Consider the following 24,346-nt stretch of genomic DNA (forward strand, 5'->3'; position numbering starts at 1 on the left):
GACGCGCCCCCGCTCCGGGCGGGGCGGCGCCCGCCATGGCGGACGTCCGACGCGGCCTCGACGCCGGGATCAGGGTTGTCTCGCCCGAGAGAGCGCCTTCTTCCGCGATCCCTGCGCATGGGAAAACGAAATTCTCGAAGAACCGCAAAATAAGCCGATTGCTTCGTTTGACGGCCGCATCGTCTTCGGCGAGGATTCTTGCGACATCGAGGGGCAACGGGCAGTCGCGCCGACGAACATCCCCGCTCCTCATGGCAATTTCATGTGTCATCTGTCGCGGATGTCGTCACCGGATCCGATCGCTCCGGCCGGGTGGCCGCTATGGGCGTCGGCGTGCCGTCCGAGATCCCGATCCCTCCCCCGATAAGCGGAGTCATCGATGAATATCGCCGTCAATCCGAGCCTCGTATCCGCCGGGCCGGTGCCGCAGGGCGCTCCCGGGCCCGTGCGGCCCGCCGCGCCCGCCCACGTCATCCGCGACGACGCGGAGGCGATCCGGGTCGCCCACGAGCTCGCGGCGCGGTTCCGGGTCGGGGCCTCGGAGCGCGACCGCGCCGGTGCCCGCCCGCTGGCCGAGCTCGACGCCTTCTCGCAGAGCGGGCTCTGGTCGATCAACGTGCCGCGCGCCCATGGCGGGCCGGAGGTGTCCTACCGGACCCTGGCGCAGGTCATCGCGATCGTCGCGGCGGCCGATCCGTCGATCGCCCAGATCGCCCAGAACCACCTCGGCATCGTCGCGGCGATCCGCACCGTATCGGAGCCCGAGCAGCAGGCGCGGCTCTTCTCCGCGGTGCTCTCCGGCACCCGCTTCGGCAACGCCTTCTCGGAGAAGGGCACGAAGCGGGCGGCCGAGTTCGAGACCCGCTTCACCGACCACGGCGACCACGTGATCGTGCGGGGCCGGAAATTCTACGCCACCGGCGCGCTGCTTGCCCACCTCGTTCCCATCGTCGCCGTCGACGACGAGGGACGCGCTTGGTACGCCATCGCCGAGCGGGACGCGCCGGGCCTCACGGTCATCGACGACTGGTCGAGCTTCGGCCAGCGCGGCACGGCGAGCGGCACCGTGATCATCGACGACGTGCGGGTCGAGAAGAGCCACCTCGTGCCGGCCTGGCGCGGCTACGAGGCGCCGCGGGTCGACGGCGCCATCTTCCAGATCATCCAGGCGGCGATCGATGCCGGGATCGGGCGGGCCGCCCTCGACGACACCATCGCGTTCGTGCGCGAGAAGGCCCGGCCCTGGATCGACAGCGGGCAGGAGCGGGCCTCGGACGATCCCTACACGATCCGCGCCGTCGGCGACCTGACGATCCGCCAGCACGCCGCCGAGGCGCTGCTCGACCGGGCCGGCCTCGCCATCGACGCGGCGGTCGCCGCCCCGACGCCCGAGAGCGTGGCGGCGGCCCAACTTGCGGTGGCCGAATCCAAGGTGCTCACCACCGAGGTGGCGCTTGCGGCGTCCAACACCCTGTTCGAACTCTCCGGCACCCGCTCGACGCTGGCAGAGCACAACCTCGACCGGCATTGGCGCAACGCCCGCACCCACACCCTGCACGATCCGGTGCGCTGGAAGGTGGCGATCGTCGGCAACCACGCGCTCAACGGGGTGAACCCGCCGTTCCACGCCTGGAGCTGAACCGCCCGGCTACATCAGCTTCACGGTGTCGCGCCGCCTCTGGGCCTGGGCCTGGAGGCGGCGGCGGCGGGCGGCGATCACCGTGCCGTTGATCTCGCCGCCGAACAGGAACATCGCGGCGAGCCAGTAGACGAAGACCAGGAAGACCATCGCGGTGGCGAGGCCCCCGTAGGTCGACACGTAGGCGCTCGAGAACCGGTCGAGGTACATCCCGAAGCCGAGGCCGGCGAGCACCCACAGGCAGAGCGTCACGCCGATGCCGGGCAGCACCAGGACGACCGGGCGGCGCCCCGCGGCGATGAACTTGTGGGCGATCACCAGCACGGTGGCGACGAGCAGCACCGTCACGCCGATCCGGCCGACCGCCACGGTGAGGCCGAGGGGCTCGAGCCCCGGCGCCACCAGCACCAGCCCGCGCCAGACCAGGGGTCCCAGCACCACCAGGAAGGTGAAGGCCAGCATCGCGAAGGCGGCGCAGACGACGTAGCCGATCGATTCGAGCCGCGTCAGCCACCACGGCCGCGTCTCGCGCAGGCCGTAGGCCCGGTTGAGGCCGACCCGCAGGCTCTCGACCCCGCTCGACGAGAAGTAGAGCGCCAGCACCGCGCCGAGGGTGAGGAGGCCGCCGCGCTGCTCGGTCAGCACCCGGTGGACCTCCCCGGCGATCGGCCCCGCCACCTCGCTCGGCCAGATCTCGAACAGCAGGTTGCCGGCCTCGTCGGCGAGCGACTTGGTGCCGAACACGCTCGCGAGCGCGGTCAGCAGGATCAGGAACGGAAACAGCGAGGTCAGCAGCGAGAGCGCGATGTGGCTCGCGATCGCCCAGCCGTCATGGGCGACGAAGCGCTGGGCCGCGATGGCGGCGATCTCCAGGGCGGTGCGGGGACGGATCACGGCGCGCGGACTCTCGGGCTGGTCGACATCGCGTGTCGTCCGGTGGATGGCCGCGTCCGGCCGGGGACGCGTCCGACGGGCTTGCCGCCTCAGGTAGAGCGCGGGGCCCCGTCCTGGAAAGCCGGGCGGCCAGAAATCCGCGCCCCGCGTCCTTCCGGGCACGGGGGAGGGGGCCTTCGAGCCTCTCGGGGGACTCTCGCGGTAGCGCAGCCCCGCGTGCCGGGCGGGGTGGTCCGTTGGCGGCGCCGGTTGCACAAAGGCCGCGCACGTGCTCGTTGCGGCGGCATCATGAGCCGCCTCCTGCCCCTGCCCGCCGCCGCCTGGCCCACCCGCCTGGCGCCCGGCCTGTTCGTGCTGATCTGGGCCACGGGCTTCGTCGTGGCGCGGCTCGTCGCGCCGCATGCCGACCCGCTGACCTTCCTCTGCGTCCGCTTCGGCCTCACCGCGATCGTGCTGACCGGCCTCGCCGTCTCGTCCCGGTCGACCTGGCCCCGGGGCTGGCGCGGCTGGCGCGACGCGATGGTGGCCGGGATCCTGATCCACGGCATCTACCTCGATGCGGTGTTCTGGGCGGTGCATCGCGGGCTGCCGGCCGGCATCGCCGCCCTGGTGGCGAGCCTGCAGCCGCTGCTCACCGCGGCGGTGGCCGGGCCGCTCCTCGGCGAGCGGGTGTCGCCCCGGCGCTGGCTCGGCATCGCGGTCGGGCTCGTCGGTGCCGGGCTGGTGCTGGCGCCCAAGCTCGGCGCGGCCGGCGGCATCCCGCCGGAAGCCCTCGGGATCTGCTTCTGCGGCACGGTCGCGATCACGTTCGGCACCCTGTGGCAGAAGCGCAAGGCCGTCTCGGTCGACCTGCGCACCAACGCGGCGGCGCAGTTCGTCGGCGCCCTGCTGTTCACCCTGCCGCTCGCGCTCCTCACCGAGACCGGGCAGTTCGACCTCTCGACGCCGCTGCTCCTCGGCCTCGCCTGGGCGGTGCTCGGCCTCTCGGTCGGCGGCATCCTGATCCTGCTCGGGCTGATCCGCCGCGGCGCGGTGGCGGGCGTCGCGGCCCTGTTCTACCTCGTGCCGCCGGTCTCGGCCGCGATGGCGTTCGGGCTGTTCGGCGAGACCCTGGCGCCGGTCCAGCTCCTCGGCATGGTGGTGGCGGTGCTGGGCGTGGCGATCGCGAGCCGCGGGTGACGCCCCGCCGGGGATGCGCGCCCCGGGTTAAGTCCCTGGTGGGACTCGTGGCCCTAGGCTGGCGCGACCTTCGGAGACCGCCCGCATGCTGCGCCCCGCCCTGATTGCCGCCGGCCTGACCCTCGCCGCGAGCGTATCGCTCGCCGTCCCCGCGGCGGCGGACGGGTTCGCGGAGCCCGACGCCCCGGCCGGGTTCGGCCGCGGCCCTGCGGGATACGCGGCCCCCGGCGACCAGGGGCCCGCCCCGCGGATGGTTCGCCGGACGCACCGGATCGCGCTGCGCCGGGGCGTCGCGGTCCGTCCGGTCTCCTACGGCGAGCCCGCCGGCCCGGCCTTCCACGCCTGGCTGCCGCGCAACACCAACCTGCCGATCTACAACGTCCCGCCGCCGTTCTTCCCGGAAGACTGAGGGCTTCGAGGCCGGAGTTTCGGGGTGCCTTGCGCGCCGGTCCCCGGATCGAAGCGGGGCAACGGGCGTTGATGCCGGCGAGGACCACCGCCAGGGAGCCGAGCCGTGCCCGATCCGAACGTGTCCGACGTGATCGCATCGACCCGCGACGCCGCGCCGTCGCCGATCCTGCCCGACGCCGATCGGCGCGCGATCGATCTCGCGGCGAGCCCGCCCGGGCGCCTCGACGCCGGCGAGCGCGAGCGCTTCGCCCGTGCCGGCCAGGAGGCCCTCGACGCCTGCCTGCGCCGCTTCGCCCCCGAGGAGCGCGCCGCGATCTGGCAGGCGATCTGCCGCTGCTACAACCGGCCCTACAATCCGCCCGAGGCCGACCGTGCCGAAACGCTGTCGGCCGGGGCCGTGCCCGCCCCCCACGTGATCGAGGCGGTGCGCCCGGGCGCGGAGGCCGCGCGGCCGGAAGCGGCCCCGCGCTGAGCCGGCCGGCGGGTCAGTTTCCGTAGCTCTGCACCAGCGAGCCGGCCACCAGGGTCCAGCCGTCGACCAATACGAAGAAGATCAGCTTGAACGGCAGCGCCACGGTGGCGGGCGGCAGCATCATCATGCCGACCGACATCAGGACCGATGCGACCACGAGGTCGATGATTAGGAACGGGATGAACAGCAGGAAGCCCATCTCGAAGGCGCGCCTGAGCTCGGAGATCATGAAGGCCGGGGTCAGCACCTCGAGGCCGACCGCCTCGGGCGTGGCCGGCGTCCCGGCCCGGGCGAGGTCGAGGAAGAGCTTCAGGTCCTTCTCGCGCACGCTGCGCAGCATGAACGCCTTGAAAGGCTGGCTCGCCCGCTCGAAGGCCTGGCTCTGCTGGATCTGCCCGGCCAGCAGCGGCTCGATGCCGGTGCGGTAGGCCTCCCGCGCCGTCGGCGCCATCACGAAGGCGGTCAGGAACAGCGACAGGCTGACGATCACGGCGTTGGGCGGCGCCGTCTGGGTGCCGAGGGCCGAGCGCAGGATCGACAGCACCACCACGATGCGGGTGAACGAGGTCGCCATCACCAGGACCGACGGCGCCAGCGCCAGCACGGTGATGAGGGCGACGAGCTGCAGGGCCCGCTCGGTGACGCCGCCGCTCGGGCCGAGATCGACCGTCAGGCTCTGCGCCAGCGCAGGCGCGCCCGACAGGAGCAGGAGGGCCGCGGCGGGCGGCAGGACCCGCGCGAGGGTCCGCAGGGGAAGGCGACGATTCGGGGGCACCATGGCGGCGCACCCTGGGCCGCGGCGCCCCGGCCCGCAAGCGCCGCGCCCGCCGCGCCCTGTCGAGGGCGGGCGGGCGCGGTTCCGGTGCAACAGAAGGGTCGAGAGGCGGGTGCCGGTCGGGCTCAGCGCTTGTCGAGCGGCCGGCCGAGGAGGCGGGCGAACTCGGCCTCGATCTCCTCGACCGAGAACGGGTTCTGGACCGAGGCCGGCTTCGCCGCCGGGGCGGGCTCCTCCGCGGGCGGGGGAGGCGGGGGCGGCGGCTCGGGGGCCGGCTCGGGCTCGGGCGCCGGAGGAAGCAGCTCGGGCACAGGCTCCGGCGGCGGCGGGGGCGGCGGGAGAGGGGCCGGTTCCGGCTGGGGCTCCGGCTCGGGCGGCGGGGGCGGCGGCGGGGCGGGCTCGGGCGCCTGCGCGGCCGGCTCGTGCACCGCCGGCTCATGCAGGGCGGGTTCCTGCATGACGGGTTCCTGCACGACGAGCTCTTGTATGGTGGGCTCTTGCGCGACCGGCTCTTGCCCGACCGGTTCTTGCACGACCGGCGCGGGCAGGGCGCTCATCGCCGGAGCGGCCGGGCGGGCCGGCGCCACCGCGGAGGAGGGGCGCCGCAACGCTTCCTCGAGCTGGCGGGCCATGTCGTTGAGGATCGACGCGTCGACGGTGCGCGGCTCGCCGCTGCGGGTGCCGGCCGGCGCGGGCACCGGCTCGGGCGGCAGGACCGGCTCGGGCATCGGCACGTTCACCACAGGCGGCACCGGTGCCGCGAACGGCGGCGTCTCGAGGGGCGGCGGCGCCTGGCGGGCGGCGCGCAGGCTCGGCGGCTCGGCCCGGCGGGCGCCGCCGAAGCGCGGACCGCGGGCCGGCTCGGGCGCCGGGTCGGATTGCCGCTCCGGGGCGGCCTGGGGCGGCAGTGGCGCGAAGGCGGCCGCGACTCGCTCGGGCTCGATGCCCCGTCCCGGCATGTCCGGCTCGGGGAAGGGCGGGGGCAGCGGCGGCGGCTCGACGCCCGGCGGCAGGGTGAGGGGGGGCTCCGCGCCGTCGGAGCCGTCCGACCGGTCGGCCAGCTCCGCCGAGACCCGGTTGCCGCCGGCCCGCACGATGTTGCGCTCGACCACGACGTCGTTCGGCCCGCCGACCAGCAGCAGGTGCTCGGTGTTGTCGCGCCGCAACAGGATCAGCTGGCGCTGGCGGTCGAGCTCGTAGATGTCGACGATGCCGAGCCGCGGCTGGCGGCTGCGGCCCGCGCTCCCGTTGCCCCCGAGGGTGAGGCGGCCCCGCGCGAACCTCTTCGCCCCGAAGGCGAACAGGCTGAGGAGCACGACCATGATCAGGAAGACGACCAGGTAGGAGAGCAAGGGCGAACCGTCCGTCCCGAGGATCGAGGAGAGCAAAGCGCAGTCTCTCAAGTGAGGCGGGCACGGGGCACGCCGACGATGTGGGGCCTTCTAGCACGACCCTGCTCGGCCTGCGCAGGGGACATTAAGATACCGTTAACAGCTTTGACACCGATGAGGCCGCGCCGGCCGGGACGCAGTGCCCTCGTCGGGCTTAACCGGATTTTAACCATGCGATAGGCAGATTGTGCCGGTCTAAACCGGAAGGCCCGCCCGTGTCGGTCACCGATCTCCCCATCGTCGCGATGTTGCGCAACCGGATGCAATGGCAGCAGACGCGCCAGAAGGTCCTGGCGGAGAACGTCGCCAATGCCGACACGCCGGGCTTCCGGGCCCGCGAGCTCAAGGCGCCGCGCTTCCAGCTCGACGGCTCCGTGGCGGCGGCGGGCCTGCCGGGCGTCGGCCTGGAGCGGACCTCCGGCGTGCACCTCGCCGGCACCGGCCAGGCCGCCCCGTCCGAGGAGCGGACGGGCACGCGCTTCGAGATGATGCCGAGCGGCAACGCGGTGAGCCTCGAGGACGAGATGCTGAAGGCGGCCGACAACCAGGGCGACTACCAGCTCGCGAGCCTGCTCTACCGCAAGAGCCTGCAGACCCTGCGCACCGCGGTCGGCCGGTAGGTCCGTTCCGCTCCCCCGTAGCAACCGGCCGTCTCCCCGAGACTTTCGCCCGACCGACCCGAGGTGGCTTCCATGGATTTCAGCAAGGCTCTCGGCATCGCGGCCTCCGGGCTCAAGGTCCAGTCGGGCCGGATGCGGGTGATCTCGGAGAACATCGCCAACGCGGATTCGGCGCCGACCAGCCCGACCGCCGAGCCCTATCGGCGCAAGATCGCGACCTTCAACAACCACCTCGACCGCGAGCTCGACGCCTCGGTGGTCGATCTCGGCAAGATCCGCCGCGACCAGAGCCCGTTCCGCACCAAGCAGGACCCGGGCAACCCGGCCGCCGACGCCAACGGCGAGGTGCGGATGCCCAACGTCAACGTCCTCGTCGAGACCGTCGACATGCGCGAGGCCCAGCGCTCCTACGAGGCGAACCTCAACATGGTCTCGCTCACCAACCGGATGGTGTCCCGCACCATCGACATCCTGAAGGCCTGACCATGCCCACCAATGCCTTCGCGGCCGGCGCCTATGCCGCGATCCAGAACATGGGCCGCACCCCCGCCGCCGGCACCGCCGGCGTGGGCGAGGGCGGCTTCACCCAGCTCCTGTCCTCCGCCCTCGACGGGGTGTCGGAGGCCGGCAAGCGCGCCGACGGCCAGGCCATGGCGGTCGCCGCCGGCAAGGCCAACGTCGTCGACGTCGTGACCGCGGTCGCCGAGAGCGAGACCGCGATCCAGACCCTGGTGGCGGTGCGCGACCGTGTGATCTCGGCCTACGAGGACATCATGCGGATGCAGATTTAAGGATCCGTTGAGCCCGATGACCGGTCTCGCCATTCTCGACGTCGCCCGCGACGGCATCCTGACCTTCCTCAAGGTCGCCGGCCCGATGATGGCCGTCGCCCTGGTGGTCGGCCTCGCCGTGTCGCTGTTCCAGGCCCTGACGCAGATCCAGGAGCAGACGCTCATCTACGTGCCGAAGATCGTCGCGGTCTTCGCCACGATGCTGCTGATGCTGCCCTTCATGGGCGACGCGCTCGCCGCCTACATGACCCGCATCGCCGCCCGGATCGCGGCCGGGGGTTGAGCGGGCGCGGAATCCGGCCGAAGAACCCCGACATCCCGCTCGCGCGAATCGGTCCCGCGGGTCGCTCCGGACGCGAACCCACCGACGTGAACCTCCTCCTGCCCGGCCTCGCCTCGGCCTACCTCCTCACCTTCGCGCGGGTCGGCACGCTGGTGATGCTGATGCCGGGCATCGGCGAGGCGATGGTGAGCCCGCGCCTGCGCCTCGCCTTCGCGCTGCTGCTCTCGCTGGTGCTGTTTCCCGTTGCGCGCCCGCTCCTGCCCGGGGGCGCGGGGCCGGAGCCCGGCGGCGCCGGCACGGCGCTGATCGGGGTGCTGATCGGCGAGATCGCGGTCGGGCTGGTGCTGGGCCTGAGCGTGCGGGCGATCGTCGCCGCGCTCCAGACCGCCGGCACCATCATCGCCCAGCAGCTCGGCCTCGCCTTCGCGATGACCGTCGATCCCTCGGTCGGCAACCAGCAGGCGACGCTCGGCAGCTTCCTGAGCCTGCTCGGCCTCACGCTGGTGCTCGCCGCCGACCTGCACCACCTGGCGCTGGTGGCGATCCGCGATTCCTACGCCCTGATGCCGCCGGTCGGCATGCCGGCGACCGGCGACGCGGCGGCCTTCGCGGTGCAGGCGGTGGCCCGCAGCTTCACCCTGTCGGTGCAGATCGCGGCGCCGTTCATCGCCTTCGGCATCCTGTTCAACCTCGGCCTCGGCGTGCTCTCGCGCCTGATGCCGCAGATGCAGGTGTTCTTCGTCGCCACCCCGGCCTCGATCATGATCGGCATGCTGGTCTTCCTCGCCACGGTCGGGGTGATCATGGGGGTGTTCGTCGACGACCTCGGCCGCTTCCTGGCCGACCTCGGGAGGACCTGACGGGATGTCGGACGGGACCGACCAGGAAGACCGCACCGAGGACGCGACCCAGAAGCGCCTCGACGACGCGGTCAAGCGCGGCGACGTCGCCACCAGCCAGGAGGTCAACACCTTCCTGATGCTCGGCACCTTCACGCTGGTGCTCGTCCTGGCCGGGCCCGCCCTCGCCCGCGGCCTGCTGGTCGATCTGCGCGGCCTGCTGATCCACCTGCACGACGTGCCCTCGGATCCAGCCTCCTACATGGCCTTCGGCCGCCGCGCCCTCGTCGCCGCGGGCCTCGCCCTGGCGATCCCGGTCGGGGCCGTGCTGGCGGCCGGCGTGATCGGCGGCCTCGTCCAGCACCCCCTGGTCTGGACCACCGAGATGCTGGGGGCGAAGTGGTCCCGCGTCTCGCCGATGGCCGGCCTGTCGCGGATGTTCGGCCCGGAGGCGTGGTTCCAGTTCGCCAAGGGCCTGGTGAAGATCCTGCTCGTCGGCATCGCCGCCGGCTTCGTGCTGTGGAGCGACCGCGACCGGCTCGAGGTCTTCGCCCGGCTCGAGCCGCCGGCTTTGCTCCAGGGCACCCTCTCGCTCTGCCTGCGGCTGATGGGCGCGGTGCTCGCCACCTACGTGGTCGTCACCGTCGGCGACGCGCTCTACCAGCGCTACCGCTGGCGGGCGCGCCACCGGATGTCGAAGCAGGAACTGAAGGACGAGCACAAGGAGCAGGACGGCAACCCGGAGGTGAAGGGCCGGATGCGCCGGATCCGCGCCCAGCGGGTCCGGACCCGGATGATGGCGGCGGTGCCGAGCGCCAGCGTGATCGTCACCAACCCGACCCACTACGCGGTGGCCCTGCGCTACGAGGCCGGCATGGCCGCGCCGGTCTGCGTCGCCAAGGGCGTCGACGCGCTCGCCCTGCGCATCCGCGAGGTCGCGGGCGAGCACGGCGTGCCGGTGGTCGAGAATCCGCCGCTGGCGCGCGCGCTCCATGCCACCGTCGAGATCGACGCCGCGGTGCCGCCCGAGCACTATCGCGCGGTGGCCGAGGTGATCGGCTACGTGATGCGCCTGCGCCGGCGCCACTGATTCGTCCGGGTGGGCGCCCGGAACGAACCGGGTTCATTCCACGGAAACGCCGCGCCTGCTAGGGAACGGCCGAGAGACAGGTCCGCCCGCCCGCGGACCGCGCGAAGGATCGGGGCCCGGCCGCGGGTGCGGGCCCCCGGGGAGTGTCGAGGCGACATGCCGGAGTTGAGCCCATCCGCGGCTGAGACCGCCCTCGACCGCTCCGAGCGGCCCGGCCGGGTCAGCCTGCTCCTGCTGCTGGCCGGCCTCCTCGTCGGCGCGGCGGTGGGCCTGAGCTTCGTCGCCAACGAGCAGGCGCAGCCGATCATCCTCGGCCTCCTGGCGCTGCTCGCCATGGCGGGCGTGTTCTGCCTGTTCGCCTTCGCGATCGGGGCGATCCAGCTCACCGGCCAGGGCACCCGCAACGACGTGACGAAGGCGGTGGTCGACGCCGCGCCCGACGGCATGATCGCCGTGGAGGAGGGCGGCCGGCCGATCTACGCCAACGCCGCCTATCTCCAGCTCGCCGGCAGCGACACCTTCACCAACCTGCGGCCCGTCGAGCGGGTCTTCGTCGGCTCGCCCGAGGTCTCCGAGGCGGTCTACCGCCTGGCGCAGGCCGCCCGCGAGGGCCGCTCGCTGTCGGAGGAGATCCGCATGGCGCCGCCGCCCGGCGGCACGGCGGAGCGCGACTTCGCGTGGTTCCGCATCGGCGTGCGGCCGCTGCCGCTGCCGCGCCGGCCGGTCTCGCTGTGGAGCGTCGCCGACATCACCCACGAGCGCGAGCGCCAGGAGAACGTCTTCCAGGAGCTCCAGCACGCGATCGACTACCTCGACCACGCGCCGGCGGGCTTCATGGCGGTCGATCCCAAGGGCTCGGTCGTCTACATGAACGCGACGCTGGCGGCCTGGCTCGGCCACGACCTCGCCCAGGTCGGCTCGGGGGGCTTGCGCCTCTCCGAGATCCTGCCCGACGACCTCGGCCCGGTGCTGATCGGCGGCAGGGGCGAGCCCGGCGAGGTCCGCACCGACCGGTTCGACCTGGATCTGCGCCGGCGCAACGGCCACCCGCTCTCGGCCCGGCTCTACCACCGCGTCGCCTACGGCCAGGACGGGAGGCCGGGCGATTCCCGCACCCTCGTGCTCAACCGTTCGGCCGGCGAGGAGAGCAGCGACGATCCCGGCCAGGCGGCCGAGCTGCGCTTCGACCGCTTCTTCAACACCAGCCCGGTCGCGGTGGCGACGCTCGCCGCCGACGGGCGGCTGGTGCGCGCCAACGCCTCCTTCGCGCGCCTGTTCGGCACCCTGCCGCGCACCGGTGACGGCAGCGAGGCGGGTCCCCCGGTGCGCGACTTCGTGGTCGAACGCGATCGCCACGTGATCGAGGCCGCCGCGCGCGCCGCCGCCGAGGGGCGGGGCGACGTGCCGCCGGTCGAGATCGGCGTCTCGGCGCCGGTCAACCGCTCGGCCCGGATCTGGCTCAGCCCCGCCGGCACCGCCGGCGGCGCGGAGGGCGCGGTGATCCTCTATGCCCTGGACACCACGGCCCAGCACCAGCTCCAGCAGCAGGTGAACCAGGCCCAGAAGATGGAGATGGTCGGCCAGCTCGCCGGCGGCATCGCGCACGACTTCAACAACGTGCTCCAGGCGATCATCGGCTACTCGGACCTGCTGCTGGCGAGCCACCGGCCGGCCGATCCGGCGTTCCAGGATATCATGCAGATCAAGCAGAACGCCAACCGGGCCGCGAGCCTGGTGCGGCAGCTGCTGGCCTTCTCGCGCCGCCAGACCCTGCGGCCGGAGGTGATCCACCTCGGCGAGGCGCTCTCCGACCTGACCCTCCTCCTGAAGCGCCTGCTCGGCGAGCGGGTCGAGCTCGACCTCAAGCACGGCCGCGACCTCTGGCCGGTCAAGGCCGACGTCAACCAGTTCGAGCAGGTGATCGTGAACCTCGCGGTCAACGCCCGCGACGCGATGCCGGAGGGCGGGCGCCTGCTGATCCGCACCGCCAACATGACCGCGGAAGCCGTCGGGGCGCTTCGCCTCAACGGCCTGCCGGGCGCCGACCACGTCCTCATCGAGGTCAGCGACACCGGCACCGGCATGACCCCGGAGGTGATGGAGAAGATCTTCGAGCCGTTCTTCACCACCAAGGAGGTCAACAAGGGCACGGGCCTCGGCCTCTCGACGGTGTTCGGCATCGTCAAGCAGTCCGGCGGCTACATCGACGTGCGCTCCACCATCGGCCAGGGGACGGTCTTCGCCATCTACCTGCCGCGCCACGTCCCGGTGCCGGAGGCCGAGGCGCCCGAGGCGCTGCCCGACACCGCCCCGGTCGCGCCGGGCGCCGCCCCGGCCGCGGCGGAGACCTCGAAGGCGCCCGCCCGCGACCTCACCGGCCAGGGCACGATCCTGCTCGTCGAGGACGAGGATCCGGTCCGCGCGGTCAACGCCCGGGCGCTCACCGCCCGCGGCTACACCGTGCTCGAGGCCGCCTCCGGCCTCGAGGCCCTGCAGATCATGGAGGAGCGCGACGTCCCGGTCGACCTCGTCGTCTCCGACGTGGTGATGCCCGAGATGGACGGCCCGACCCTGCTGCGCGAGCTGCGCAAGGGCCACCCTTCGCTCAAGGTGATCTTCGTCTCCGGCTATGCCGAGGACGCTTTCCGCAAGAACCTGCCCTCCGGCGAGGAGTTCAACTTCCTGCCCAAGCCCTTCAGCCTCAAGCAGCTCGTCGAGACGGTGAAGACCACGATTGCCGGGTGAGGGCGCTCGGATCGCCCTCCTTGTGGCCGCCACCCGCCGGACTTACATCCATGTGGGTAACGAGGCGGCGGCCATGAAGAGCGCGATCAGCATGCGCGAACTCCAGAAGATGTCGGCCGGCGCGATCCAGGCGCTGCCGCATCCGGTGCCGATCAAGAACGGCACTGCCACCGTCGGCGTCCTGCTGCCGATCCACAGTGTGTCTCCGGAAACTATGCGCAAGGTGCTGGCCGACATCGATGCGGCGGCCACTCGGCGGACACCGGAGGAGAATGCCGCAATCGATCGGTTGCTGGCGGAGCGCGGCATCGAATAACGATCTGATCGATCATCCCCTTGGGAACGCCGCGTCCTCCCTCCCCCGTCATCGTCATCGATACCAACATCATCCTGGGAGTCGTCCTCGGACGACGGTCCCGCCCTGTCTTCGAAGCCGTCCAAGCATGCCCAAAGCTCGTCTCGTCGGTTCGTACTGCCGACGAGGTTCTCGGCGTGCTGCGCGACCTACCAGGCGTGCGGGAGGAAACGATGGCGAAGGCGGAAGCGCTCCTGAGCAGCCTCACGATGGTCGAGGCCGATGCTTATGCCGCACAAATGCCCGAGTGCCCGAGGCGGTCCGCGTCCTCACCGAAGCCGTCGCGTCCCGCAACGGATCGACGTCCGATGCGTATCTTCTCGCCTGCGCCTGGCTCCTCGACGCCGACATCTGGAGCCACGACCGCGACTTCGCCGGGACCGGATGGCCGTCCTGGTCGAACGCCAACCTGCTGCGCGCCCTCGGCGACGCCTGATCCACCGGCAATCCTCCCTTTCCCTCTTGCCGAATGAGAACAAAACAGGTACATAAGCCCCAGCCGCGCGATTGAGACTTGTCGCCCCTCCTGCCATAAGGACCCGCCGAGATGGCTCAGCCCCAGATGCGACTGGTGGAAAACCCGACCATGGACAAAGACAAGTCGAAGGCGATCGACGCCGCCCTCGCCCAGATCGAGCGCGCCTTCGGCAAGGGCTCGATCATGCGGCTCGGCAAGGGCGACAAGGTGCAGGAGGTCGAGGTCGTCTCGACCGGCTCGCTGGGCCTCGACATCGCGCTCGGCGTCGGCGGCCTGCCGCGCGGCCGCGTGATCGAGATCTACGGGCCGGAATCCTCCGGCAAGACCACGCTCGCCCTCCACACCATCGCCGAGGCCCAGAAGAAGGGCGGCGTCTGCGCCTTCGTGGATGCCGAGCACGCCCTCGACCCGGTCTATGCCCGCAAGCTCGGCGTCAACCTCGACGACCTCCTGATCTCGCAGCCCGATACCGGCGAGCAGGCCCTCGAGATCACCGACACCCTGGTGCGCTCCGGCGCCATCGACATCCTGGTGGTCGATTCGGTGGCCGCGCTGACCCCGCGGGCCGAGATCGAGGGCGAGATGGGCGACCAGCAGCCGGGCCTCCAGGCCCGCCTGATGAGCCAGGCCCTGCGCAAGCTCACCGGCTCGATCTCGCGCTCGAACTGCATGGTCATCTTCATCAACCAGATCCGGATGAAGATCGGCGTGATGTACGGCAGCCCCGAGACCACGACGGGCGGCAACGCCCTGAAGTTCTACGCCTCGGTGCGTCTCGACATCCGCCGCATCTCGACCCTCAAGGACCGCGACCAGCCGATCGGCAACAGCGTCCGGGTCAAGGTGGTCAAGAACAAGGTGGCGCCGCCGTTCAAGCAGGTCGAGTTCGACATCATGTTCGGCGAGGGCGTGTCGAAGGTCGGCGAGCTGATCGACCTCGGCGTCAAGGCCGGCATCGTCGAGAAGTCGGGCGCCTGGTTCTCCTACGACAGCCAGCGCCTCGGCCAGGGCCGCGAGAACTCGAAGGGCTTCCTGCGCGACAACCCCGACATCGCCAACAAGATCGAGGCCTCGATCCGGCAGAATTCAGGCCTCGTCGCCGACAAGATCCTGGAGAACGCCACGCCGACGGCGGACGACCTCGACGAGGGGTCTGCCTGATCCGATCGATCGGTTCCAGGGACGTAAGGGGCCGCCGCGCGACGAGCGCGGCGGCCCTTTTTCCGTTCTACGGGACTGTAAAGAACCCGAAAAAGGCGCGGGCATCCCCCTCTCCCCGCGGGCGGGGAGAGAGGAAACCCGCGCCTCGATCGGCTGCCGGAAGACCTGCTCATGTTACGGGGCGCCCGGACCGGCCCAGCCGAACAGCCCGGCAAACACGAAGCCGATGCCGACGATCGCCACGCCCCAGACCGGCGTACGGATCCACGGGATGCCGAAGCCGTAGATCGGCAGGTAGAGGAGCCGGGCCCAGAAGTAGAGCTGTGCCCCCCACGCCACCGCGCCGCCCTGACGGCCCGAGACGGCTGCCGCCAGCACCAGGGCGGCGAAGAGCGGGAAGGTCTCGAAGAAGTTGGCCGACGCCCGCTTCAGCCGGGCGGCCGCCCCGGTGACCTCCCCTTCGCTCTCGCGGTTGCCCGCCGCCCAGGTCAGGCCGCCGCGCTGGGCGAGGCCCGAGGTCGAGGCCGCCATGATGTGCGCGAAGCCGAGAGCGGCCGAGAGGGCGAGGAGACGGATTTCGTCGGTCATCGAAGCACAAGTCCCGGGACGAGGAATCTGCCGGCGGGCCGGCGGCCGCGCCTGCTTCCGACGCACATAGCGGCGGCGCTCCGCCTCGACACGGGGGGAGCGCGTGACTAAAGACACGCGGATGCATCCGCGGGCCGCCCGCCGGTGCGCCATGTTTCGATGCCCGCCCGCCCGGCCCGCCTTCCGCAGAGACGATTCTTCCCATGAGTGGCGTCAACGAGATCCGGTCCACCTTCCTGGACTACTTCGCCAAGCACGGCCACGAAGCGGTGCCGTCCTCGCCGCTGGTGCCGCGCAACGACCCGACGTTGATGTTCACCAACGCCGGCATGGTGCAGTTCAAGAACGTCTTCACCGGCGTCGAGAAGCGGCCCTACCAGCGCGCCGTCACGGCCCAGAAATGCGTGCGCGCCGGCGGCAAGCACAACGATCTCGACAACGTCGGGTACACAGCGCGCCACCACACCTTCTTCGAGATGCTGGGCAACTTCTCGTTCGGCGACTATTTCAAGCCGCTGGCGATCGAGCTGGCCTGGAACCTCGTCACCAAGGAATTCGGGCTCTCGCCCGAGAAGCTGCTGGTCACGGTCTACGCCGACGACGAGGACGCCGCCACCCTGTGGCGCAAGATCGCCGGCTTCTCCGACGACCGCATCATCCGCATCGGCACCTCCGACAATTTCTGGCAGATGGGCGATACCGGCCCGTGCGGGCCGTGCTCGGAGATCTTCATCGACCAGGGCCCGGAGCTCTGGGGCGGCCCGCCCGGCAGCCCGGAGGAGGACGGCGACCGCTTCCTCGAGTTCTGGAACCTGGTGTTCATGCAGTACGAGCAGATCGAGCCGGGCAACCGGGTCGGCCTGCCGCGGCCCTCGATCGATACCGGCATGGGCCTCGAGCGCATGTCGGCGATCCTCCAGGGCGTGAAGAGCAATTACGACACCGACCTCTTTCGCAGCCTGATCGATGCCGTGGCGCATCAGGTCGGGCGCGCGCCCGAGGGCAAGCAGACGGCGTCCTACCGGGTGATCGCCGACCACCTGCGCGCCTCGTCGTTCCTCGTCGCCGACGGCGTGCTGCCGAGCAACGAGGGCCGCGGCTACGTGCTGCGCCGGATCATGCGGCGCGCCATGCGCCACGCCCAGCTGCTGGGCTCGCGCGACCCGATGATGTACCGCCTCGTGCCGACGCTGGTGCGCGAGATGGGCCAGGCCTACCCCGAGCTGGTGCGGGCCGAGAGCCTGATCGCCGAGACCCTGCGCCTCGAGGAGACGCGGTTCCGCCGCACCCTGGAGCGCGGCCTGTCGATCCTCGACGCCGAGACCCGCGACCTCTCGGAGGGCGGAAGCCTGTCGGGCGAGACCGCCTTCACGCTCTACGACACCTACGGCTTCCCCCTCGACCTGACCCAGGACGCGCTCAAGTCGCGCGGCATCGCGGTCGACACGGAGGGCTTCACCGCCGCGATGCAGCGCCAGCGCGCCGCGGCGCGGGCCGCCTGGTCCGGCTCGGGCGAGGCCGCCACCGAGACCCTGTGGTACGGGCTTCGCGAGCGCACCGGCGCCACCGAGTTCCTCGGCTACGATACCGAGGAGGCCGAGGCGGTCGTCACCGCGCTGGTGCGCGGCGGGGCCGAGGTCGAGGCGATCCGGGCCGGCGAGGAGGGTCTCCTCGTCGTCACCCAGACCCCGTTCTACGCGGAGTCCGGCGGCCAGGTCGGCGATACCGGCACGATCACGGGCCAGGGTCTCAAGGTCCGCGTCACCGCGACCGAGAAGAAGCTCGGCGACCTCTTCGTCCACCACGTCGCGGTGGAGGAGGGCTCGCTCACCCTCGACCAGCCGGTCGAGCTGAAGGTCGATCACGGACGCCGCTCGGCGATCCGCTCCAACCACTCGGCCACCCACCTGCTGCACGAGGCCCTGCGCCAGGTGCTCGGCGACCACGTCGCCCAGAAGGGGTCGCTCGTCGCCCCCGAGCGCCTGCGCTTCGACATCAGCCACCCCAAGCCGATCGAGGCCGAGGAGCTGGCCCGGGTCGAGGAGATCGCCAACCGGGTGCTGCTCCAGAACGAGCCGGTGGTGACGAAGCTGATGGCGGTCGACGACGCCATCGCGTCGGGCGCCCGCGCGCTGTTCGGCGAGAAGTACGGCGAGGAGGTCCGGGTCGTCTCGATGGGCCGCGACGCCGCCGCCGACGGCCGGGCCAGGACGTTCTCGGTCGAGCTCTGCGGCGGGACCCATGTCGGGCGCACCGGCGACATCGGCGTGGTGACGATCCTGGGCGACAGCGCCGTCGGCGCCGGCGTGCGCCGGATCGAGGCGATGACGGGCGACGCCGCCCGTCGCCACCTGGCCGGCGAGAGCCGCCAGCTCGCCGCGATCGCCGCCCTGCTCAAGGCACCGGTGGCCGAGGCGCCCGAGCGCCTGGCGATCCTGCTCGAGGAGCGCCGCCGGATGGAGCGGGAACTCTCCGACGCCCGCCGCAAGCTCGCGATGGGCGGGGGCACGGGCGGTGCCGCCGACGAGGGCGTGCGCGAGGTCGCCGGCACCAAGCTGATGGCACGCGTCGTGCAAGGCGTGGAGATGCGCGACCTCAAGAGCCTGGCGGACGAGGGCAAGAAGCGGCTCGGCTCCGGGATCGTGGCGATCGTCGGCGTGGCGCCGGACGGCAAGGCCGGCCTCGTCGTCGGCGTCACCGAGGATCTGACCGGCCGGTTCGACGCCGTCGCCCTGGTGCGGGCGGGCTCGGAGCGACTCGGCGGCAAGGGCGGCGGCGGGCGTCGCGACATGGCCCAGGCCGGCGGTCCCGACGGGGCGGCGGCCGAGGCGGCCCTGGAGGCGATCACCGCGGCCGTGGGCGCCGCGTGAGACAATCGGGACGGCGCCCGACCGGGCGCCGTCCGACGCTTCCGTCGGCGGCCGACACCGAAGCGTCACAGGTGATGCTTTAGGGTCACAGACCGGGGCGTGGCCGGCGAGGCGGGACCGGGCCGGCGGGCCGGGAGCGAAAAACTCTCTCTCGGGAGGGCATCTCCGCTCCGTCAGCCGACGCGACGTCGCGGTCGTACCAAATATTCGTTCCCCTGTCCTGAAATTCCCGCTGCCCGGCCGCGCGCGATCTCCTGTCGATGCGCCGCGGCTGTGCCGATAGGTGTTGCGGATCGTCTCCGTTCGGCGGGCCTGGCCCGCGGCCGACCTTGCTCATCTCGCATCAGCGAAGTAGAGGCTGCGGGATTGCGGCTCGCCCCGACTCGACCGACGTGGTTGTGCCACGATTGCCGGTCATGAGCCGCGGGCGAATCGGCCACGCGATATCGGAAGGTGGGCAGGAATGCAGGTCATCGATCAGGCGATCCCGGCGGTGAAGCTCGTGATCCCGAAGCGTCACGGCGACGCGCGCGGCTGGTTCTCGGAGACCTACCGGGCCGACATCCTGGCCGCCCACGGCGTCGAGGACCACTTCATCCAGGACAACCAGTCCTTCTCGGCGCAACAGGGCACCGTCCGCGGCCTGCACTTCCAGCGCCACCCCTTCGCCCAGGCCAAGCTGATCCGCGTGCTGTCCGGCGCGATCCTCGACGTCGCGGTCGACCTGCGCCGCGACCAGCCGACCTACGGCCGGCACGTCGCCGTGCGCCTCGACGCCGAGAACGGCCACCAGCTCTACATCCCGATCGGGTTCGGCCACGGCTTCTGCACCCTCGAGCCGGACACGATGGTAGCCTACAAGGTCGCCGGCGGCGTCTACAGCCCCGAGCACGACGGCAACCTGCTCTGGAACGACCCCGACCTCGGCATCGACTGGCCGGTGAGCGAGGCCGAGGCCCAGCTCTCCGCCAAGGACAAGGTCGCGCCCCGCTTCGCCGACCTGGCCCCCCTGTTCTGACGGCTCGCGCCGCTTCCACACCCTCTCGCTCCGGAGATCACCCACCCCATGCGCATCCTCGTCACGGGCGGCTGCGGCTTCATCGGCTCGGCCCTGGTCCTTCACCTCGTCCAGGATCTCGGCCACGAGGTCCTGACCCTCGACGCGCTGACCTACGCGGCGAACCCGATCTCGCTGATGCCGCTCAAGGGCGACAACCGGCATCGCTTCGCCGAGGCCGACATCTGCGACCACGAGAAGGTGTCGGGGCTTTTCGCGGAGTTCCGCCCCGAGGCCGTGATGCACCTCGCTGCCGAGAGCCACGTCGACCGCTCGATCACCGGGCCGGGCGCCTTCATCCGCACCAACGTGGTCGGCACCCAGGTGATGCTGGAGGCCGCCCGCGCCTACTACAACACGCTCCAGGGGCCTGAGCGCGACGCCTTCCGGTTCCTGCACGTCTCGACCGACGAGGTCTACGGCTCGCTGCCCCCGGGCGCCTTCTTCACCGAGGACAGCCGCTACGACCCGCGCTCGCCCTACTCGGCCTCGAAGGCGGCCTCCGACCACCTGGCGCGCGCCTGGCACGAGACCTACGGCCTGCCGGTGCTGGTGACCAACTGCTCGAACAATTACGGGCCGCGGCACTTCCCCGAGAAGCTGATCCCGCTGATGATCCTCAACGCCCTCGACGGCAAGGACCTGCCGGTCTACGGCGACGGCCAGAACGAGCGCGACTGGATCCACGTCGAGGACCACGCCCGCGGCCTCGTCGCGGTGCTGGAGAAGGGCCGGATCGGCGAGACCTACCTGCTCGGCGGCCGCTCGGTGCGCAACAACCTCGAGGTCGTGAAGACGCTCTGCGCGATCTTCGACCGCCTGCGTCCCGAGGCCGGTCCGCACGAGCGCCTGATCAAGTTCGTCACCGACCGCCCCGGCCACGACCGGCGCTACGCCATCGATCCGAGCAAGGCCGAGGCCGAGGTCGGCTACAAGCCGAGCCGCACCTTCGAGCAGGCGCTCGAGGACACCGTGCGCTGGTACCTCGACAACGAGTCGTGGTGGCGCCCGATCCGCGAGGGCCGCTATTCCGGCGAGCGCCTCGGCCTGAGTGCGGAGTAAGGCGATGACGCGGGAGATCTTGACGCGGGAGATCCTGGTCCTCGGCGGCGGCGGGCAGGTCGGCACCGAGCTGCAGCGGCAATCCTTCGGGGAGGGCGTGGTCGTCCACGCTCCCACCCGGGAGGCGCTGGACATCACCGACGAGGCGGCGGTCGCCCGCGCGGTCGCCGAGCGCCCCTACGCGGCGGTGATCAACACCGCCGCCTACACGGCGGTCGACAAGGCCGAGAGCGACGTGGCCGCCGCCTGGCGGCTCAATGCGCTGGCTCCCGCCTACCTCGCTGCGGAGACCGCCAAGGCCGGCATCCCGCTGATCCACGTCTCGACCGACTACGTCTTCGACGGCTCGGGCACCGGCGCCTACCCGACCGACGCGCCGGTGCACCCGGTCAGCGTCTACGGCGCCAGCAAGGCCGCCGGCGAGATGGCGGTGCGCACCGGCAACCCGCGCCACGCGGTGGTGCGCACGGCCTGGGTGGTGAGCCCGCACCGGGCGAACTTCGTCAAGACGATGCTGCGGCTTTCGGCAGAGCGCGACAAGCTGACGGTGGTCGCCGACCAGCGCGGCTGCCCGACCTCGGCCGGCGACCTCGCGGCGGCGCTCGTCGCGATCGCGCTCCGCTTCGCCGAGGATGAGGCGGCGCCCGCCGGCACCTATCACTGCGTCAATGCCGGGGCGACGACCTGGTACGACTTCGCGGTCGCCATCATGGCGGGGGCGGCCGCCCGCGGCGCCCGCTCGGTGCCGGTCGAGCCGATCCCGAGCACCGCCTTCAAGACCCCGGTCACCCGGCCGGCCAATTCCGAGCTCTCGACCGAGACGCTGACCTCCGCCTTCGGCCTCGTGCCGCGGCCGTGGCAGGCGGCCCTCGACGACATCCTGGACCAGCTGATCGGTCCCGCTGCGAAACAAGCCTGAGGAGATTTCTGTCATGAAGGGCATCGTGCTCGCCGGCGGGTCCGGCACGCGGCTGCATCCGGCGACGCTGGCGATCAACAAGCAGCTGCTGCCGGTCTACGACAAGCCGATGATCTACTATCCGGTGTCGGTGCTGATGCTGGCCGGCATCCGCGACATCCTGCTGATCTCGTCGCCGGAGCACATCGACAACTACAAGCGCCTGTTCGGCACCGGCGAGCAGTTCGGGATCAACATCTCGTACGCGCTGCAGCCGAAGCCGGAAGGCCTGGCCCAGGCGTTCATCATCGGCCGCGAGTTCGTCGGCGACGACTCGGTCGCGCTGGTGCTCGGCGACAACCTGTTCTTCGGCGCCGGCATGCGCGAGCTGCTGGCCAAGGCCCGTGCCCGGAAGACCGGCGCCTCGGTCTTCGCCTACCATGTCGACCAGCCCGAGGCCTACGGCGTCGTCACCCTCGACAAGGACGGCCGCGCCACCAAGCTCGTCGAGAAGCCGAAGAACCCGGAATCGCCCTGGGCGGTGACCGGCCTCTACTTCTACGACAACCAGGTGCTCGACATCGCCGCCGCGGTGAAGCCCTCGCCCCGCGGCGAGCTCGAGATCACCGACGTCAACCAGGCCTATCTCGACCGCGGCCAGCTCCACGTCGAGTGCATGTCGCGCGGCTATGCCTGGCTCGACACCGGGACCCACGACAACCTGCTCGAGGCCGGCGAGTTCGTCCGCGTCATCCAGCACCGCCAGGGCATGCAGGTCGCCTGCCTGGAGGAGATCGCCTACGTCCAGGGGTTCATCACCCGCGAGCAGGTGGTGGCCCGCGGCCAGCTCTTCGCCAAGACCAATTACGGCCAGAGCCTGCTGCGCCTCGCCCGTGAGCACGAGCCGGGCCAGGCCCTGCTCTGACACCACACCCGCTCTGAAACGAGCCGTGCTCCAACACGAGCGTCGCTCGAGGAGCCTGTCGTAGGCCCGCCTGCGGGCCGAGGGCCGCGCCGTCCCGCCGGGGAGGGCGCGGCCCTTCGCGTTTCCCTCCCGGCTCGCCCAAAAAGACCGAGTTTTCGCCGCGCCCTGACGCGTGCTAAGGCCGCAGGCACGGTCAAGCCTTCCGGCGGGCGGACGACATTTCTTCAGGGACGGGCGACAGCATGAAGGACATCCTCGATCGGCTGGACCAGCGGCGCGCGCAGGCCCGGCTCGGCGGCGGCGAGAGCCGGGTGGCGGCGCAGCACAAGCGCGGCAAGCTCACGGCCCGCGAGCGCATCGAGCTCCTCCTCGATTCCGGGTCGTTCGAAGAGTTCGACATGTTCGTGCAGCACCGCTCGAACGACTTCGGCATGGAGAACCAGAAGATCCCCGGCGACGGCGTCGTCACCGGCTGGGGCACCATCAACGGCCGCGCCGTCTTCGTGTTCTCGAAGGACTTCACCGTCTTCGGCGGCTCGCTCTCCGAGGCGCATGCCCAGAAGATCATCAAGGTCCAGGACATGGCGCTCAAGATGCGCGCCCCGATCATCGGCATCTTCGATGCCGGCGGCGCCCGCATCCAGGAGGGCGTGGCCGCGCTCGGCGGCTACGGCGAGGTGTTCAAGCGCAACGTCACCGCGTCCGGCGTGATCCCGCAGATCTCGGTCATCATGGGCCCGTGCGCGGGCGGCGACGTCTATTCGCCGGCGATGACCGACTTCATCTTCATGGTGCGCGACACGAGCTACATGTTCGTGACCGGCCCGGACGTAGTGAAGACCGTGACCAACGAGGTGGTGACGGCCGAGGAGCTCGGCGGCGCCAAGGTCCATACCTCGAAATCCTCCATCGCCGACGGCTCCTACGAGAACGACGTCGAGGCGCTGCTCCAGATCCGGCGCCTGATGGACTTCCTGCCGGCCAACAACCAGGCCGGCGTGCCGGAGATCGAGAGCTTCGACGATCCCTCCCGCCTCGACCGCAGCCTCGACACCCTGATCCCCGACAACCCGAACAAGCCCTACGATATGGGCGAGCTGATCCGGCGGGTGGTCGACGAGGGCGACTTCTTCGAGATCCAGGCGGCGTATGCCCGCAACATCATCACGGGCTTTGCCCGGGTCGAGGGCCGCACCGTCGGCTTCGTCGCCAACCAGCCGATGGTGCTGGCCGGCGTGCTCGATTCGGACGCCTCGCGCAAGGCCGCCCGCTTCGTGCGCTTCTGCGACGCATTCTCGATCCCGATCGTGACCTTCGTCGACGTGCCGGGCTTCCTGCCGGGCACCGCGCAGGAATACGGCGGCCTGATCAAGCACGGCGCGAAGCTGCTCTTCGCCTACAGCCAGGCGACGGTGCCGCTCGTCACCGTCATCACCCGCAAGGCCTTCGGCGGCGCCTACGACGTGATGGCCTCCAAGCACGTCGGCGGCGACGTGAACTACGCCTGGCCGACCGCCCAGATCGCCGTGATGGGCGCCAAGGGCGCGGTCGAGATCATCTTCCGCCAGGACCTCGGCGACCCGGACAAGATCGCGGCCCGCACCGCCGAGTACGAGGAGCGCTTCATGTCGCCGTTCGTGGCCGCCGAGCGCGGCTACATCGACGAGGTGATCATGCCGCACTCGACGCGCCGCCGCATCGCCCGGGCCCTCGCCATGCTCCGCACCAAGGAGAGCGAGCAGCCCTGGAAGAAGCACGACAACATCCCGCTGTGAGGGGCGGGAAGGGAACGGGAAAATCCGTTTCCTTCGCCTTGCGCGGGT

The 24,346-nt window shown here is 71.3% G+C and carries 24 protein-coding genes; 20 read left to right on the forward strand and 4 right to left on the reverse strand.

Going from position 1 to position 24,346, the window contains the following annotated elements:
• The first annotated feature begins 379 nt into the window (after positions 1-379).
• Positions 380-1,639 carry an SfnB family sulfur acquisition oxidoreductase gene (locus BMX97_RS09200; protein WP_091748420.1) on the forward strand — a complete coding sequence of 420 codons (1,260 nt, stop codon included), beginning with the start codon at positions 380-382 and terminating at the stop codon, positions 1,637-1,639.
• Positions 1,640-1,648: 9 nt separating this feature from the next.
• On the opposite strand, the gene BMX97_RS09205 is transcribed toward BMX97_RS09200, so the two are convergent.
• The gene (locus BMX97_RS09205; RefSeq protein WP_060850881.1) at positions 1,649-2,530 is read right to left on the reverse strand and encodes a YihY/virulence factor BrkB family protein; all 882 of its coding nucleotides are present in this window, start codon (positions 2,528-2,530) and stop codon (positions 1,649-1,651) included.
• 291 nt (positions 2,531-2,821) lie between these two features.
• On the opposite strand from BMX97_RS09205, the gene BMX97_RS09210 reads away from it, so the two are divergent.
• The 3 genes from BMX97_RS09210 (at position 2,822) to BMX97_RS09220 (ending at position 4,595) form a co-directional block, all read left to right on the forward strand.
• Complete coding sequence (locus tag BMX97_RS09210) at positions 2,822-3,712, forward strand: DMT family transporter (protein WP_091748423.1); 891 nt, start codon at positions 2,822-2,824, stop codon at positions 3,710-3,712.
• Positions 3,713-3,797: 85 nt separating this feature from the next.
• Positions 3,798-4,121 carry a hypothetical protein gene (locus tag BMX97_RS09215; RefSeq protein WP_091748426.1) on the forward strand — a complete coding sequence of 108 codons (324 nt, stop codon included), beginning with the start codon at positions 3,798-3,800 and terminating at the stop codon, positions 4,119-4,121.
• A gap of 105 nt (positions 4,122-4,226) precedes the next feature.
• On the forward strand, positions 4,227-4,595 hold the full coding sequence (locus BMX97_RS09220; protein ID WP_244538353.1) for a hypothetical protein: 369 nt from the start codon (positions 4,227-4,229) through the stop codon (positions 4,593-4,595).
• A gap of 13 nt (positions 4,596-4,608) precedes the next feature.
• On the opposite strand, the gene fliP is transcribed toward BMX97_RS09220, so the two are convergent.
• Positions 4,609-5,373 carry a flagellar type III secretion system pore protein FliP gene (fliP, locus tag BMX97_RS09225; RefSeq protein WP_091748430.1) on the reverse strand — a complete coding sequence of 255 codons (765 nt, stop codon included), beginning with the start codon at positions 5,371-5,373 and terminating at the stop codon, positions 4,609-4,611.
• A 122-nt stretch (positions 5,374-5,495) separates the two neighbouring features.
• The gene (locus tag BMX97_RS09230) at positions 5,496-6,722 is read right to left on the reverse strand and encodes a hypothetical protein (protein ID WP_091748992.1); all 1,227 of its coding nucleotides are present in this window, start codon (positions 6,720-6,722) and stop codon (positions 5,496-5,498) included.
• 254 nt (positions 6,723-6,976) lie between these two features.
• On the opposite strand from BMX97_RS09230, the gene flgB reads away from it, so the two are divergent.
• The 10 genes from flgB to recA all read left to right on the forward strand — a co-directional run bounded on the left by flgB (position 6,977) and on the right by recA (position 15,123).
• Entirely contained in the window at positions 6,977-7,381 is a 405-nt protein-coding gene (flgB, locus tag BMX97_RS09235) for a flagellar basal body rod protein FlgB (RefSeq protein ID WP_091748433.1), read from the forward strand.
• A 72-nt stretch (positions 7,382-7,453) separates the two neighbouring features.
• On the forward strand, positions 7,454-7,864 hold the full coding sequence (gene flgC, locus BMX97_RS09240) for a flagellar basal body rod protein FlgC (protein ID WP_060850201.1): 411 nt from the start codon (positions 7,454-7,456) through the stop codon (positions 7,862-7,864).
• Between the two features lie 2 nt (positions 7,865-7,866).
• Positions 7,867-8,172: a flagellar hook-basal body complex protein FliE gene (fliE, locus tag BMX97_RS09245; protein ID WP_060850200.1), complete on the forward strand. Its 306-nt coding sequence runs from the start codon at positions 7,867-7,869 to the stop codon at positions 8,170-8,172.
• Between the two features lie 16 nt (positions 8,173-8,188).
• A complete protein-coding gene (gene fliQ / locus BMX97_RS09250) occupies positions 8,189-8,455 on the forward strand; it encodes a flagellar biosynthesis protein FliQ (protein ID WP_091748436.1) in 267 nt (88 codons plus the stop codon).
• A gap of 86 nt (positions 8,456-8,541) precedes the next feature.
• On the forward strand, positions 8,542-9,315 hold the full coding sequence (gene fliR, locus BMX97_RS09255; RefSeq protein ID WP_091748439.1) for a flagellar biosynthetic protein FliR: 774 nt from the start codon (positions 8,542-8,544) through the stop codon (positions 9,313-9,315).
• A gap of 4 nt (positions 9,316-9,319) precedes the next feature.
• Entirely contained in the window at positions 9,320-10,384 is a 1,065-nt protein-coding gene (flhB, locus tag BMX97_RS09260; RefSeq protein ID WP_091748442.1) for a flagellar biosynthesis protein FlhB, read from the forward strand.
• Positions 10,385-10,540: 156 nt separating this feature from the next.
• Complete coding sequence (locus BMX97_RS09265; protein ID WP_091748445.1) at positions 10,541-13,129, forward strand: cell cycle histidine kinase CckA; 2,589 nt, start codon at positions 10,541-10,543, stop codon at positions 13,127-13,129.
• A gap of 73 nt (positions 13,130-13,202) precedes the next feature.
• Positions 13,203-13,445 carry a hypothetical protein gene (locus BMX97_RS32010; RefSeq protein WP_143074594.1) on the forward strand — a complete coding sequence of 81 codons (243 nt, stop codon included), beginning with the start codon at positions 13,203-13,205 and terminating at the stop codon, positions 13,443-13,445.
• A 286-nt stretch (positions 13,446-13,731) separates the two neighbouring features.
• Positions 13,732-13,920, forward strand: coding sequence for a PIN domain-containing protein (locus tag BMX97_RS32775; protein ID WP_177202168.1), 189 nt, complete (start codon positions 13,732-13,734; stop codon positions 13,918-13,920).
• A 111-nt stretch (positions 13,921-14,031) separates the two neighbouring features.
• Positions 14,032-15,123, forward strand: coding sequence for a recombinase RecA (gene recA / locus BMX97_RS09280; RefSeq protein ID WP_048426181.1), 1,092 nt, complete (start codon positions 14,032-14,034; stop codon positions 15,121-15,123).
• A gap of 174 nt (positions 15,124-15,297) precedes the next feature.
• Here the strand turns inward: recA and BMX97_RS09285 are convergent, their stop codons facing one another.
• Entirely contained in the window at positions 15,298-15,711 is a 414-nt protein-coding gene (locus tag BMX97_RS09285; RefSeq protein ID WP_091748454.1) for an MAPEG family protein, read from the reverse strand.
• Positions 15,712-15,914: 203 nt separating this feature from the next.
• Between BMX97_RS09285 and alaS the strand changes: the two genes are divergently transcribed.
• The 6 genes from alaS (at position 15,915) to BMX97_RS09315 (ending at position 24,298) form a co-directional block, all read left to right on the forward strand.
• On the forward strand, positions 15,915-18,581 hold the full coding sequence (gene alaS / locus BMX97_RS09290; protein ID WP_091748457.1) for an alanine--tRNA ligase: 2,667 nt from the start codon (positions 15,915-15,917) through the stop codon (positions 18,579-18,581).
• A 463-nt stretch (positions 18,582-19,044) separates the two neighbouring features.
• Entirely contained in the window at positions 19,045-19,599 is a 555-nt protein-coding gene (rfbC, locus tag BMX97_RS09295) for a dTDP-4-dehydrorhamnose 3,5-epimerase (protein WP_060850193.1), read from the forward strand.
• A 48-nt stretch (positions 19,600-19,647) separates the two neighbouring features.
• Positions 19,648-20,700 carry a dTDP-glucose 4,6-dehydratase gene (gene rfbB, locus BMX97_RS09300; RefSeq protein WP_091748460.1) on the forward strand — a complete coding sequence of 351 codons (1,053 nt, stop codon included), beginning with the start codon at positions 19,648-19,650 and terminating at the stop codon, positions 20,698-20,700.
• A 4-nt stretch (positions 20,701-20,704) separates the two neighbouring features.
• On the forward strand, positions 20,705-21,619 hold the full coding sequence (gene rfbD / locus BMX97_RS09305; RefSeq protein WP_091748463.1) for a dTDP-4-dehydrorhamnose reductase: 915 nt from the start codon (positions 20,705-20,707) through the stop codon (positions 21,617-21,619).
• A 13-nt stretch (positions 21,620-21,632) separates the two neighbouring features.
• The gene (gene rfbA / locus BMX97_RS09310; RefSeq protein ID WP_091748466.1) at positions 21,633-22,523 is read left to right on the forward strand and encodes a glucose-1-phosphate thymidylyltransferase RfbA; all 891 of its coding nucleotides are present in this window, start codon (positions 21,633-21,635) and stop codon (positions 22,521-22,523) included.
• Between the two features lie 242 nt (positions 22,524-22,765).
• Positions 22,766-24,298, forward strand: coding sequence for an acyl-CoA carboxylase subunit beta (locus tag BMX97_RS09315; RefSeq protein WP_091748469.1), 1,533 nt, complete (start codon positions 22,766-22,768; stop codon positions 24,296-24,298).
• Positions 24,299-24,346: the final 48 nt, after the last annotated feature.

The organism is Methylobacterium sp. ap11 (assembly GCF_900110515.1).
Lineage (GTDB): Bacteria > Pseudomonadota > Alphaproteobacteria > Rhizobiales > Beijerinckiaceae > Methylobacterium > Methylobacterium ajmalii.

What these genes read in the sequence shown, in the direction of transcription:
- flgC (WP_060850201.1), top strand. Translation starts at nt 7,454, where the DNA reads ATGGATTTCAGCAAGGCTCTCGGCATCGCGGCCTCCGGGCTCAAGGTC.
- BMX97_RS09200 (WP_091748420.1), top strand. Translation starts at nt 380, where the DNA reads ATGAATATCGCCGTCAATCCGAGCCTCGTATCCGCCGGGCCGGTGCCG.
- alaS (WP_091748457.1), top strand. Translation starts at nt 15,915, where the DNA reads ATGAGTGGCGTCAACGAGATCCGGTCCACCTTCCTGGACTACTTCGCC.
- fliQ (WP_091748436.1), top strand. Translation starts at nt 8,189, where the DNA reads ATGACCGGTCTCGCCATTCTCGACGTCGCCCGCGACGGCATCCTGACC.
- rfbC (WP_060850193.1), top strand. Translation starts at nt 19,045, where the DNA reads ATGCAGGTCATCGATCAGGCGATCCCGGCGGTGAAGCTCGTGATCCCG.
- BMX97_RS09315 (WP_091748469.1), top strand. Translation starts at nt 22,766, where the DNA reads ATGAAGGACATCCTCGATCGGCTGGACCAGCGGCGCGCGCAGGCCCGG.
- BMX97_RS09210 (WP_091748423.1), top strand. Translation starts at nt 2,822, where the DNA reads ATGAGCCGCCTCCTGCCCCTGCCCGCCGCCGCCTGGCCCACCCGCCTG.
- BMX97_RS09215 (WP_091748426.1), top strand. Translation starts at nt 3,798, where the DNA reads ATGCTGCGCCCCGCCCTGATTGCCGCCGGCCTGACCCTCGCCGCGAGC.
- fliP (WP_091748430.1), bottom strand. Translation starts at nt 5,373, where the DNA reads ATGGTGCCCCCGAATCGTCGCCTTCCCCTGCGGACCCTCGCGCGGGTC.
- flhB (WP_091748442.1), top strand. Translation starts at nt 9,320, where the DNA reads ATGTCGGACGGGACCGACCAGGAAGACCGCACCGAGGACGCGACCCAG.
- recA (WP_048426181.1), top strand. Translation starts at nt 14,032, where the DNA reads ATGGCTCAGCCCCAGATGCGACTGGTGGAAAACCCGACCATGGACAAA.
- rfbD (WP_091748463.1), top strand. Translation starts at nt 20,705, where the DNA reads ATGACGCGGGAGATCTTGACGCGGGAGATCCTGGTCCTCGGCGGCGGC.
- BMX97_RS09285 (WP_091748454.1), bottom strand. Translation starts at nt 15,711, where the DNA reads ATGACCGACGAAATCCGTCTCCTCGCCCTCTCGGCCGCTCTCGGCTTC.
- BMX97_RS32010 (WP_143074594.1), top strand. Translation starts at nt 13,203, where the DNA reads ATGAAGAGCGCGATCAGCATGCGCGAACTCCAGAAGATGTCGGCCGGC.
- rfbA (WP_091748466.1), top strand. Translation starts at nt 21,633, where the DNA reads ATGAAGGGCATCGTGCTCGCCGGCGGGTCCGGCACGCGGCTGCATCCG.
- fliE (WP_060850200.1), top strand. Translation starts at nt 7,867, where the DNA reads ATGCCCACCAATGCCTTCGCGGCCGGCGCCTATGCCGCGATCCAGAAC.
- rfbB (WP_091748460.1), top strand. Translation starts at nt 19,648, where the DNA reads ATGCGCATCCTCGTCACGGGCGGCTGCGGCTTCATCGGCTCGGCCCTG.
- BMX97_RS09265 (WP_091748445.1), top strand. Translation starts at nt 10,541, where the DNA reads ATGCCGGAGTTGAGCCCATCCGCGGCTGAGACCGCCCTCGACCGCTCC.